Origin of the sequence: Stenotrophomonas sp. 3diitr2024 (assembly GCF_042136455.1) — a bacterium.
GTDB classification, from domain to species: Bacteria; Pseudomonadota; Gammaproteobacteria; order Xanthomonadales; family Xanthomonadaceae; genus Stenotrophomonas; species Stenotrophomonas sepilia.
In genome coordinates this window covers 1-11,362 of the sequence record NZ_JBHHMJ010000304.1, presented here as the reverse complement: position 1 = coordinate 11,362, position 11,362 = coordinate 1, and the positions used below count along the sequence as shown (strand labels likewise).

Annotated in this window: 9 protein-coding genes; 1 reads left to right on the top strand and 8 read right to left on the bottom strand. The window is 68.5% G+C overall.

The window, feature by feature from the left end; all coding sequences use genetic code 11:
• Positions 1-63: 63 nt before the first annotated feature.
• From ABGA94_RS07025 to ABGA94_RS07010, 4 genes are all read right to left on the bottom strand, one after another.
• Positions 64-786, bottom strand: a complete 723-nt coding sequence (locus tag ABGA94_RS07025) for a pseudouridine synthase (protein WP_005408708.1) — start codon at positions 784-786, stop codon at positions 64-66.
• A gap of 34 nt (positions 787-820) precedes the next feature.
• On the bottom strand, positions 821-2,485 hold the full coding sequence (locus tag ABGA94_RS07020; protein WP_188248388.1) for a diguanylate cyclase: 1,665 nt from the start codon (positions 2,483-2,485) through the stop codon (positions 821-823).
• A 108-nt stretch (positions 2,486-2,593) separates the two neighbouring features.
• Entirely contained in the window at positions 2,594-5,017 is a 2,424-nt protein-coding gene (locus tag ABGA94_RS07015) for a putative bifunctional diguanylate cyclase/phosphodiesterase (RefSeq protein WP_375366812.1), read from the bottom strand.
• Positions 5,018-5,235: 218 nt separating this feature from the next.
• Complete coding sequence (locus tag ABGA94_RS07010) at positions 5,236-7,191, bottom strand: DEAD/DEAH box helicase (RefSeq protein ID WP_375366810.1); 1,956 nt, start codon at positions 7,189-7,191, stop codon at positions 5,236-5,238.
• Between the two features lie 268 nt (positions 7,192-7,459).
• On the opposite strand from ABGA94_RS07010, the gene ABGA94_RS07005 reads away from it, so the two are divergent.
• Positions 7,460-7,681 (top strand): RNA-binding S4 domain-containing protein, encoded by a 222-nt coding sequence (locus tag ABGA94_RS07005; RefSeq protein WP_014036469.1) that lies wholly within the window; start codon positions 7,460-7,462, stop codon positions 7,679-7,681.
• 11 nt (positions 7,682-7,692) lie between these two features.
• Here ABGA94_RS07005 and ubiM read toward each other — a convergent pair whose 3' ends face one another.
• The 4 genes from ubiM to ABGA94_RS06985 all read right to left on the bottom strand — a co-directional run bounded on the left by ubiM (position 7,693) and on the right by ABGA94_RS06985 (position 11,119).
• Complete coding sequence (ubiM, locus tag ABGA94_RS07000) at positions 7,693-8,871, bottom strand: 5-demethoxyubiquinol-8 5-hydroxylase UbiM (protein WP_375366806.1); 1,179 nt, start codon at positions 8,869-8,871, stop codon at positions 7,693-7,695.
• 79 nt (positions 8,872-8,950) lie between these two features.
• Entirely contained in the window at positions 8,951-9,340 is a 390-nt protein-coding gene (locus ABGA94_RS06995; protein WP_095379034.1) for an MAPEG family protein, read from the bottom strand.
• Positions 9,341-9,351: 11 nt separating this feature from the next.
• Positions 9,352-9,897 (bottom strand): DUF4019 domain-containing protein, encoded by a 546-nt coding sequence (locus ABGA94_RS06990; protein ID WP_005415810.1) that lies wholly within the window; start codon positions 9,895-9,897, stop codon positions 9,352-9,354.
• A gap of 58 nt (positions 9,898-9,955) precedes the next feature.
• Positions 9,956-11,119, bottom strand: coding sequence for a hypothetical protein (locus ABGA94_RS06985; protein WP_375366804.1), 1,164 nt, complete (start codon positions 11,117-11,119; stop codon positions 9,956-9,958).
• Between the last annotated feature and the right edge of the window lie 243 nt (positions 11,120-11,362).

Genomic DNA, 11,362 nt, shown 5'->3' with positions numbered 1-11,362 from the left:
GCCGGCCGTTGGCCGGCATCCCGGATACATCGCGCGCCCATTGCAGCCGGCCAGCGGCCGGCACTACCAGTCCAGCTGCTTCGGCAGCAGGCCCTGCAGCTCCTGCTCGGTCAGGTTGCGCCACTGGCCCGGCTTCAGCGCACCAATCTTGATGTTGTCGATGCGCACGCGGCGCAGCTGGGTCACGCGATAGCCGAACTCGGCGGCCATCAGGCGGATCTGCCGGTTCAAGCCCTGCTGCAGGGTGATGCGGAAACCGAACTTGGCGATGCGCGAAGTCTTGCATGGCAGCGTCATCTGGTCGTGGATGCGAACACCACGCGCCATGCCGCGCAGGAACTCATCGGTGACCGGCTTGTTCACCGCCACCAGGTATTCCTTCTGGTGGCCGTTCTCGGCCCGCAGGATCTGATTGACGATGTCGCCGTTGCTGGTCATCAGGATCAGGCCTTCGGACTCCTTGTCGAGGCGGCCGATCGGGAAGATGCGCTGTTCATGCCCGACGAAGTCGACGATGTTGCCCTTGACCGACGTCTCGGTCGTGCAGGTGACGCCGACCGGCTTGTTCAGCGCGATGTAGACGTGGCGGCGGGCGCCGGGCTTGCGGGCCACGCGCGCGCGCAGCGGCTGGCCGTCCACCAGCACCTGGTCTTCCTCGCCCACCACCGCGCCGGTGCCGGCCGGATGGCCGTTGACGGTGACCCGGCGGGCGGCGATCAGGCGATCGGCCTCGCGGCGGGAGCAGAAGCCGGTGTCGGCGATGTGTTTGTTGAGTCGGGTGGTCATCGCCCTATTATCCGGCATCGCCGCCCGCCGCGCTTCATGCCAGGCCGGGTGGATCGAGTTCTTCGCCGTCGAACACCCGGTTGCGGCCGGCACGCTTGGCCACGTACATGGCATGGTCGGCCCGGCGCAGCAGCGCGGCGAGATCGTCCTCGCCCGGCCGCCACTGCGCCAGGCCGATGCTGGCGGTGACCTCCAGGCCGGGCACCTGCAGCGCCCGGGCCGCCTCCGTGATGCGTTGGCGCAGGCGATCCAGGCGCGCCGACGCCGCCTCGCGGGGCATGCCCGGCATCAGCAGCAGGAACTCTTCGCCGCCCATCCGCACTACCTGGTCCTGGCTGCGTACCGCGGCACGCAATGCACGCGCCACCGCCACCAGCACCAGGTCACCCACGGCGTGGCCATGGCGGTCATTGATGTCCTTGAACAGGTCGATATCGAGGAAGCCGATCACCAGCGGGCCACGCTCGCGGTCAACCCGCTCCAGGTGGCGGGCCAACTGCTGCAGGCCGGCACGGCGGTTGGGCAGGCCAGTCAGGCCATCAGTCTCGGCCAGCTGGCGCAGTTCATCGCGCTGCTGGCGCAGGCGACCCAGCCGCTGGTTCAGTGCGTAGGCGGCCATCATCAGCAGCCAGGTCACCGCCAGCTGCAGGGCCTCCACGCGGTATTCCAGCAACCACGCCGCGCGGCAGGCGTCGGCCAGAATCAACACCAGCATCGGCGCCAGCGCCGCCAGCCCCGCCTGCGCCCAGCGGTCACCGCGCAGCCGTGCCCACACCCCGGCCATCAACGCCAGGCCACAGCCCAGCAGATAGGACACCTGCAGGCCCTGCGCCACCCAGGCCAGGCTGTCCCATGGCAGCCAGGGCACCAGTGCAGCCAACACCAGCAATCCCCAAAGCGCCACCAGCTGGAACGGACGCGAACGCGGCAACAGGCGATCACCGCCATTCAGCCGCCACAGCGCCGGCAGCACCAAGGCCTGCGTGGCCGCAGTCAACACCAGCAGCCACCAGGCACCGCGCTCGCCCACCGGCAACCAGGGTTCCGGATAGCCGCTGAGGCCACCGAGGATGGCCTGCCAAAGCACCAGCACGGTGGTACCGGCGATGTAGACCAGGAAACTGCGGTCGCGGGTGGTGAGGAAGGCCATCAGTGCCGACAACGCCAGTGCGATCGCCACGGCGATGCAGGCCGCGCGCACCAGCAGGCGGGCGGTATCGTTCTGCTGCACGGGACTGGGCGCGCCCAGCCGAAGGGTGGGTACCCAACGCGCCTTCAACGGCGTCTGCCACGACACCAGGAATGGATCGTGACTGCCCGCTGGCGGCACTGCCACCAGCCCGATGCCTGCGCGGAAGCGTGAGTCTCGGGTACGGGCATCGTGCATGTTGCCGCAGATCTCGCGATCGCCATACTGCACGCGGACTTCGCCAGCGAACACATTGAACACGTCCAGGGCCTGCGGTTGCCCCGACCAGCCGCCTGGCGGCGCAGGCACCTGCACCTGCTGCCGGTGACCGGCCAGCATGTCCGGCGTGCATGCGCGATGTGGAGTGGGTTCATCGGTGGCTGCGCCGACCAGCAGGTAATCGCGGCCGGCTTCGACGGCAGCGGCCCACAGTGGCCACGGCGTCGCCAACCACACCAGCAGTACGACCAGCACCGCCCCTGTTCCGTACTGCCACTGCCTGCCGCCCACGCCACGTCCTGTTCCTGCTTACGCCCGCGCCCACTGCGCGTCGCCCCTGGCAGGCATTATCGCAGCCGCGGCTGCAACGCATGTGTAGACCAAAGTCGCCGACGGCGTTCAACCTGCGGCAGGCGGGCCCTGCACCGCCACCAGGCGCACCGGCCGCAGGTCGGCCAGGGTCATCCGTTCCAGTGGCTGCGGTCGCTCGACCGCATAGCCCTGCAGGCCCTGCACCCCTAGCCGGGTCAGCGCGGCGGCGACTTCGGCGGTCTCTACCCATTCGGCCACCACCTCCATCTGCAGCTCGCGCCCCAGTTCACTGATCGCGCGCACGGTGGCGTGGCTGACCGGATCGGTATCCATGTCGCGCACGAAGGCCCCGTCGATCTTCAGGATGTCGGCCGGCAGCTGGCGCAGGTAGCCGAACGAGGACAGCCCGGAGCCAAAATCGTCCAGCGCCATCCGGCAGCCGCGCGCCTTCACCGCATCGATGAACGCGCGCGCCTGGCTGAGGTTGCTGATCGCTGCGGTCTCGGTGATCTCGAAGCACAGCTTGGAGGCCAGCGCGCGATTGCGCTCCAGCAGGTCGCAGACGAAGGCGAGAAAGCCGGGTTCGGCGATCGACTGCGCCGACACGTTGACGTTGCACAGTCCCAGCTGCCGCACATGCGCCGGGCACACCTGCAGGTGCCGGAACAGCAGGCCGAGCACGTGCCGGTCCAGCGCCACGGCCATGCCATAGCGCTCCACCGCCGGCATGAACTGGCCCGGCAGGTGCAGGCTGCCATCGCTGCCGCGCATGCGTACCAGCACCTCGTAGTGCAGGTAGGTGGGATCGCCGACGCGGGCGATGCGCTGCGCATACAGCACCATGCGGTTCTCGGCCATGGCCAGGCTGACGCCCTGCAGCCGCTCGGCTTCCCGGCGCCGTTCCTCCAACGCCATGCGGTTCTCGTTGAAGCAGTGCACGCGGTTGCGCCCGGCCTGCTTGGCCGCATAGCAGGCACTGTCGGCGGCGCTCATCAACCAGTTCACATCCGGTGCATCGGCGCTGACCTCGACCACGCCGATGCTGCAGCTCAACTGCGGGCTGCCCTCGCTCACCGGGAACGTCGCCTGCCCCAGATTGCGGATCACCCGCTGCAGCACGCGCTTGGCCTCGTCCTGCCCGGCATGGGCGAGGAACACCGCGAACTCGTCCGCACCCAGCCGGCCCACCCAGTCACCATCGCGCACCGCCGCCACCAGGTAATCGGCGAAGCTGCGCAGCATCTGGTCGCCGGCGGCATGGCCGAAGCTGTCATTGACCAGCTTGAAATGGTCCAGGTTGATGTAGCACAGCGCGTGCGTACCACCTTCGCTGCGCACCTGCAGCAGCGCGCGTTCGAGCAGGCGTTCGATCTCGCGCCGGTTGATCAGGCCGGTCAGCGGGTCATGGCTGGCGTGGTGCTCGATCTCGCGCGCCAGTGCATGGTTCTGGCTGACGTCTTCGATGATCGCGAACACCGACAGGGCGCCGCCGGCGCTGCGCACACCGGTGCCGCTCCAGCGGCCCCAGACCAGGCTGCCATCACGACGGCGGAAGCGCAGCTCGCTCGGGCGCAGCTGGCGGTCCCAATCGATGCGCCCCACCCCGTCAATGACCAGCTCGCCGTCCATCAGCAGGTCAGCCAGCGACAGCTGCAGCAGCACGTCGCGGCGATGATCGAGGATGTCGGCCATCGCCTGGTTGGCCTCGATCACCTTGCCTTCGGTATCGAGCTTGAGCATGCCGACGTTGGCCTGGTAGAACGCTGCGCGGAAGCGGCTCTCGTGTTCGGTCAGGTCCTTGCCGACGCGGCGCGCCAGGGCCACCGCCATCAGGCTGATCGCCAGCACCGACAGGCCCGCGACCATCAACGTGGCCAGCCTCACCAGCGTCGCCATCCGCAGCAGCGCCTGCGAGAACGCCTGGCTCTGCACCTTCATCCGGCGGTCGAGATCACGCAGTTGCTGCAGGTACTGGTCTCGTGTGGCTGTCAGTAAGGGGCCACCCTCGTGCCGCCGCTGCAACTCATCGACCAGGCGCTGCAGCGCCATCAGGTCCCCGTCGGTCTGCCGCCATAACGCGGTCGCTTCGCGGAAGGCACCGATATCGCGCGCGTAGCGGAACGAAAACACCAGGCGCGGAATGTCGGCGTGCGCGTTGCCCCCCTGCAGGAAGCCCTGCCGGGCCTTCTCTTCGTCAGGCTCCGCCTGTTCCAGCGCCAAGCGCGCCTGCAGATCGCCCAACGGCACCTGCAGGGCCTGGCGTGCATCGTCCAGGTCCTGGGCATCACCGCGCGCCAGGTAGCGACTGAGCGCGGCGGTCGCATCCTGCTGACCGCGCGACCAGTATCCCTGGCCGGCGATCCAGGCGGTGGAGGCCGCCTGCAGTTCCTGGATCAACGCCGACAGTGCGACCAGTCCGATCGCCATGCCGGTCAACAACGCAAATCGCAGTCCCAGCCCCCGGGTCATCGGCACCCGCCGGCTCTGTTGGTCCGTGCCACTCCTACCCATCCCGGATCCCCCCGAATGTGCTGCGGTGACAACCTCCTTTGGAACCGGACCAGCCTATGACCGGCAATGTGTTGACCATGCGAAAAAGGGGACGGAGGGGATTAAGTCGTATATGGCAGGCCATGCGCTTATGCCGAAAACGACTTAATCCCCTCCGTCCCCTTTTCCTGTATGCCGGCCCGGGGGTCGGCGTTGCTCTGGACGGCTGTGGGTGCGGCTTAGAAGCTGCGCGGGCCGCGCGGCTTGAAGCCATCACGACGTGGCGGGCGGCTGTCGCGGTCACCGCCGCGGTCGCCCCCATGGCCACCCGGACCACCCGGACCACCCGGACCACCACGACGCGGGCCACCGGGGCCGCCCGGACCACGCTTGTCGAAGCGCGGCTTGAACGGACGCGGGGCCGGGTTGATCTCTTCACCGGCCGCCAGCGGTCGCATCTGCAGCTGCTGGCCGGACACCCACACCTTCTGCAGGTGCGACAGCACGTCCGGCGGCATCTGTGCCGGCAGGTCCAGCAGCGAGAAGTCGTCGTGGATGTCGATGCGGCCGATGAAACGGCTTTCCAGGCCGGCTTCGTTGGCGATGGCGCCGACGATGTTGGCCGGCTTCACGCCGTGCTGGTGGCCGACCGAAATGCGGTAGGTCTCCATGCCCTGCTCCGGCGCACCACGCGGCGGAACCTCGCGGCGCGGACGCGGCTCGAAACCACCTTCGGCGTCGTCGCGACGCGGGCCACGCTCGAAGCGCGGACCCCGCTCGTTGCGGTCGAAGCGATCGCCACGCTCCGGGCGGTCACCACGGTCGAAGCGCTCGCGCGGCGCGCGCTCTTCACGCGGGGCACGCACCGGCGGCTGCAGCAGGAACGGGGTATCGCCCTGCAGCATCCGGGCCAGCGCGGCGGCGATCTCGATGGCCGGCACGTTCTGCTCGTTCTCGAAGCGCTCCAGCAGCTGGCGGTAGAAGTCCAGGCCGCCGGCGCCGAGCGTTTCGGTGATGCGCGAGGTGAACTTGTTGATGCGGGTGTCGTTGACCGCTTCCACGCTCGGCAGCTGCATCTCTTCGATCGGCTGGCGGGTGGCGCGCTCGATCTGGCGCAGCATGCCCTTCTCGCGCGGGGTGGCGAACAGGATCGCCTCGCCGCTGCGGCCGGCACGGCCGGTACGGCCGATGCGGTGCACGTAGCTCTCGGTGTCGTACGGGATGTCGTAGTTCAGCACGTGGCTGATGCGCTCCACGTCCAGGCCGCGGGCGGCCACGTCGGTGGCGACCAGGATGTCCAGCTTGCCTTCCTTCAGCATGGCAATGGTGCGCTCGCGCTGGGCCTGCTGCATGTCACCGTTGATGGCGGCAGCGGCCAGGCCACGCGCCTGCAGCTTGCTGGCCAGTTCTTCGGTGCCGGCCTTGGTGCGCGCGAAGATGATCATCGCGTCGAACGGCTCGACTTCCAGGATGCGGGTCAGCGCGTCCAGCTTGTGCATGCCGCTCACCCACCAGTAGCGCTGGCGGATGTTGGCCGAGGTGGTGGTCTTGGCCGCGATGGTCACTTCCACCGGGTCCTGCAGGTAGGTCTGCGCGATGCGGCGGATCTGCGGCGGCATGGTGGCCGAGAACAGGGCCACCTGGCGCTGCTCCGGCAGCTTCTTCAGCACCGCTTCGACATCGTCGATGAAGCCCATGCGCAGCATTTCATCGGCTTCGTCCAGCACCAGGGTCTTCAGCTCGGACAGGTCCAGGGTGCTGCGGTCCAGGTGATCGATCACGCGGCCGGGAGTACCGACCACGATGTGCACGCCACGGCGCAGGGCCGACAGCTGCTGGCCGTACGGCTGGCCGCCGTACACCGGCAGCACGCGGAAGCCCGGGATCTTCGACGAATAGGACTGGAATGCCTCGGCAACCTGGATGGCCAGCTCGCGGGTCGGCGCCAGGATCAGGGCCTGGGGCTTGATCTGCTGCAGGTCGATGTTGGACAGTACCGGCAGTGCGAACGCAGCGGTCTTGCCGGTACCAGTTTGGGCCTGGCCCAGCACGTCGCGGCCTTCCAGCATCGCCGGGATGGTGGCGGCCTGGATCGGCGACGGGGTTTCGTAGCCGATGGCGGTGACCGCCTGCATCACGGGCTCGGACAGGCCGAGCTGCGCGAACTGCAGCGGCGCTTGGGAATCTTTGGACATGGGGAACTCCGAAGGCACTGCCGTCTTCCTGGCAGTGCGATAAAAAGGGTGATGGTCCGCGCTTTGGGCGCCCTTCTTATCGCGTGCCCTGGCGCTGCTCGGTCGGAGGAGATTTCACTCGCTCAGAGCGGAATGATACCGCATTGATCCTGAACGAGGCGTACAGCTTTCCATGCGCGTGCCGTCGTGCCCCGTGCTGGCGCACAATACGCGCCCTCTCCCCGGCCCGGCCGCTGGCCTGCGCCCTCTTTCCAGGACCCCTCGCTCCATGCAGATTCTCGAATTCGACCTCGACGGCGACTACGTCGAACTCAAGCAGCTGTTGAAGCTGGCCGACCTGGTCACCAGCGGCGGCGAGGCCAAGATGGTCATCAGCGAGGGCCAGGTGCGGGTCGACGGCGAAGTCGAACTGCGCAAGGCCTGCAAAATCCGCGCAGGCCAGGTGGTCGAGTTCGCCGACAGCCAGATCCGCGTGCTGGCCGCTGGCTGATCCGAGGGTGTTCAGGCCACGCGCTGGGTCAGGTGCGAGGCGATCAGCTGCCTGAACGGCGCCACGCCCTGCGCCAGGCGCAGGCCCGCGACCCGCAGCAGGCGTGCCGGGCGACGATCGTCGGTGTACAGGCTGGCGATCGCGTTGGTGGCCTCGTACAGCGGCCGCGACGCCAACCGATGACCGCGCTGGTAGCTGGCCAGCATGCCGGCGGCGGCAATGTCGGCACCGCGCCGCTGCTGCGCGACGATGCCCTGTGCCAGCCGCTGTGCGCTGGCCAGTCCCAGATTGAAGCCGTGCGCGGTGACCGGGTGCATGCCCACCGCGGCATCGCCTATCAGCGCGGAACGCTCGCCGACGAAACGGTGCGCGTACACCCCCACCAGCGGATACGCCTGCGGTGTGGCCACCGGCTGCATGCGGCCCAGCCGATGCTCGAAGCAGGCACTGATGGCCTCACCGAAAGCCACCTCGTCCATCGCCAGCAGTTCTTCGATCTGCCGCGGCGGCAGCGTGATCACCGCCGATGCCTGGCCCTCGTTGAGCGGCAGCAGCGCCATCGTGCGGCCGTAGCCGAACCATTCCCAGGCAGTGTGGCGATGGTCGCGCTCGACCTGCATGCGGCACACCAGCATCGACTTGCCGAAGTCGCGCATCTGCGCACCGATGCCAAGCATGCGGCGGGTGGCGGAGAAGCGGCTGTCAGCCGCGACCAGCAGGCGCGCGCGCAGTTGACTGCCGTCATCGAGTCTGACCACGTGGCCCTGCGCATCGGCCTGCACGCCCAGCACCTTGCGCCCGTCGAACAGCTCCAGCCCATCCTGGCCCTGCACGGCATCCCATGCAGCACGGCGGATCAGGTGGTTGGGCACCAGCCAGCCCAGCGGCTGGCCATCAGCCTGACTGCTGGCGAAGGTCAACGCGAACGGCGAGCCGCCGTTCATCACCCTGGCATCGCGCAGCTCGGCGACTTCGGCCTGCGGCAGGCGCTGCCACAGCCCCAGTTGCTCCATGCTCTGCCGCGAGGCATGGGTCAGCGCGATCTCGCGGCCATCAAAGGCGGCGTCGGCCAGGGCCTGGCGCGGCTGCACTTCGACCAGCCCGACCTGCAGGCCACTGCCGGCCAGCGCACGCGCGAAGCACAGGCCCGCCGGTCCGGCGCCGACCACCACCACGTCCATCCTGCGCATGCGCGCCTCCTGCCGTTGATTCATTCCGGGCCAGCATAGCGCCGCGCGCATGACTGGCCTTGATCTGGATCAGGCCCGGCTACAGCAGTGCGAACACCAGCGCCAGGATCGACAGCAGCGATACGAGCCAGACCAGGCTGCGCACGTAGGGCACGCCTGCGGCATACAGCGGCAGGTAGACCACACGCGCCCAGACGTAGGCCTGCGCAGCCAGCGCCGTGGTGTCGTTGCTGCGCCCGGCCACGACCACCGCGATGGCGGCAGCGGCGAAGAACGGGAACGTTTCCAGGAAGTTGGCCTGCGCACGCTGCAGGCGGCCGGCCAGCGCGCTGAGCGGCTTTGCATCGCCATCGCGTGCCGAGGCATTCCACTTCATCCCGCGCTCGCGGGTGACCACGGTGGAGGTGGCGAAGATGTAGACAAAGCCCAGCAGCACCGACCAGGCCAGCATTGTCAGCTCAGTTGCCATCGTTCATCTCCTCAGGGTGCCGACGCGCGCAGGCTGTAACCGGCCAGGCGCCAGACCTGGTCTTCGTCGAAGCGGAACGAGACCAGCTCGCGCACCGGCTGTGCGCTGTTGGCGAAACGGGTCGGGAAGCTGACGTTGATGTACAGCCCTTCCGGCACTGCGGCGCCGGGGCTGTACTTGACCCGGGTGATGGTCGGCTGGCCACGCCCGGCCAGCGCACCCAGGCGCGTGCGCTCGGCGGCCAACTGGCTGACGAAGGTGGCTTTCGGCACCGCACGGCGCGCGACGGCCGAAGCGCCATCCCACAATTCGCCGGCGCGGTTGGCATCGACCAACTGCGCCGCCTTCAACGCAGCCGCGCCCATTTCCGCGTCCTGCTTCTGCACCTGGGCCTGCTGCGCAGCGGTCAACGCCGGGGCACCGGCAGTGGCGGGCTTCGCAGCCGCCGGCGATGCCGGGGCCGGGCGTGCCGGAGCCGGTGCAGGCGTGGCCGGCGCAGGTGCCTGCGCCAACGCAGTCAGGGGCAGCAGGGACAGCAGCAGGAGCACGCGCTTCATGGACACCGCCAGTTTTCTGGAGAGAACCGCAGTCTACGCCAGCGCGGTGACTATGCTGTCAGCGTGCCGGGGCGTCGCCCTCCACCGCTGCCGCATCAGCCTGCGCGGCGGGCGCGGCGGCGTTCCCTGGCGCCTGTTCGGCCACCGGCGGGGGCTCCGGCGGCGCTGGTGGCAGCGTCGCCACATCGATCTCCGACAGCGGGCTTTCGTCGGGACAGACCGCGTCCGGGAAGCCGAAGCGCTGCTTCAACGCCTGGCCACAACTGTTGATCGACTCCATGTCGGCGCCTTCGCGCTTGCACTGCTGGTCGAAGGCGACCAGGAAGGCGTCCTTGCGCTGCACGAAATCGTCGCCGCAGGCACGCATCTGCTTGATCCGTTCCAGATCGTCCTGCACCGCATTGGTGCCATCCAGGCCGTACTGGCGCAGTTCGTCCGGGGTCAGCAGGCGCAGGCTGCGGTTGGGCACGGTCATCATCAGATCGGCCACACCGACCGCCACGCCGTTGCGCTGCAGGTAGTCCTTCACGTTGTCGTAGACCTCGTGCAGCTCGCGGTTGAGCTCGGCGCGCGAGGTGGCCTTGGAGCTGATGCGCATCATGCGGTGGATGCCGACCTTGCCCGACAGCAGGCGGTTGTCGCCGGCGGCCAGCACGAACACGCAGGCGCTGTGGCAGATCGAGCCTTCGCGCACCCAGATGGTCCAGCCCGATTCACCGATGCTGTCACCGGCGACGATCGCCGACTCCACCTGCCCGCCACTGGAATCCAGGTCAAGGATGCGCTTGTGGATCTTCTGCTGGTCGGCCACCACCGCCAGACGCCACATCATCTCGGCGAAGCCCGGATTGATCTTGCCGGCGTAGCGCACGCGCATCAGGCCACGCTCGGCGCACGGGGCCAGGGCCTGGGTGATCTGCTCGCGCTGCAGGCCTTCCAGCTCGACACCGTCGCCAGCCTCGCCGGCGTACTCGGTGCTGCAACTGATCCAGGCGCGCCCATTCTCCAGCTGCGCCTGCGGCCACGGCCGGTCCTCCCGGCTGCGCGGCGGTGCCGGCGGCGGCGGTGCGTCAGCCGCATTGATCGACACCATGTTCTCGCCATCGCTGGCCGGCGCCCGCGCGGCCTTGTCGGCGGCAGTCACATTGCCCGGATTCTCCAGCTGGCTGCAGCCCGCCAGGGCCAGGCACAACAGGGGCAACCAGCGGAGTTTGGCGGACATCGGGCAACCGGTCTTCACGTGAGCAGGAGCCACAGTCTACCCGTCCAGGCCGCGCATTCAGTGCGTGGTGATGAACCCCTTCTGACCCTTGGGGAAAAAGCGTGTCGACCAAGGTCGACACCTACCAGAGCGGGATGCCCTTCCGACAGATCGCAGGAACCTGTCGAAGGCGGGGTGGGTCCGGTTGCGGGAGTGTCCGCGGCATGGATGCCGCGGCCAAGCCCCCAAGGACGGGTTTACGGC

Bases quoted from the DNA above. Each gene is read 5' to 3' on its own strand.
- ubiM (WP_375366806.1), bottom strand. From the start codon at position 8,871: ATGCGCAGGATGGACGTGGTGGTGGTCGGCGCCGGACCGGCGGGCCTG.
- ABGA94_RS07025 (WP_005408708.1), bottom strand. From the start codon at position 786: ATGACCACCCGACTCAACAAACACATCGCCGACACCGGCTTCTGCTCC.
- ABGA94_RS06985 (WP_375366804.1), bottom strand. From the start codon at position 11,119: ATGTCCGCCAAACTCCGCTGGTTGCCCCTGTTGTGCCTGGCCCTGGCG.
- ABGA94_RS07015 (WP_375366812.1), bottom strand. From the start codon at position 5,017: ATGGGTAGGAGTGGCACGGACCAACAGAGCCGGCGGGTGCCGATGACC.
- ABGA94_RS06990 (WP_005415810.1), bottom strand. From the start codon at position 9,897: ATGAAGCGCGTGCTCCTGCTGCTGTCCCTGCTGCCCCTGACTGCGTTG.
- ABGA94_RS06995 (WP_095379034.1), bottom strand. From the start codon at position 9,340: ATGGCAACTGAGCTGACAATGCTGGCCTGGTCGGTGCTGCTGGGCTTT.
- ABGA94_RS07005 (WP_014036469.1), top strand. From the start codon at position 7,460: ATGCAGATTCTCGAATTCGACCTCGACGGCGACTACGTCGAACTCAAG.
- ABGA94_RS07010 (WP_375366810.1), bottom strand. From the start codon at position 7,191: ATGTCCAAAGATTCCCAAGCGCCGCTGCAGTTCGCGCAGCTCGGCCTG.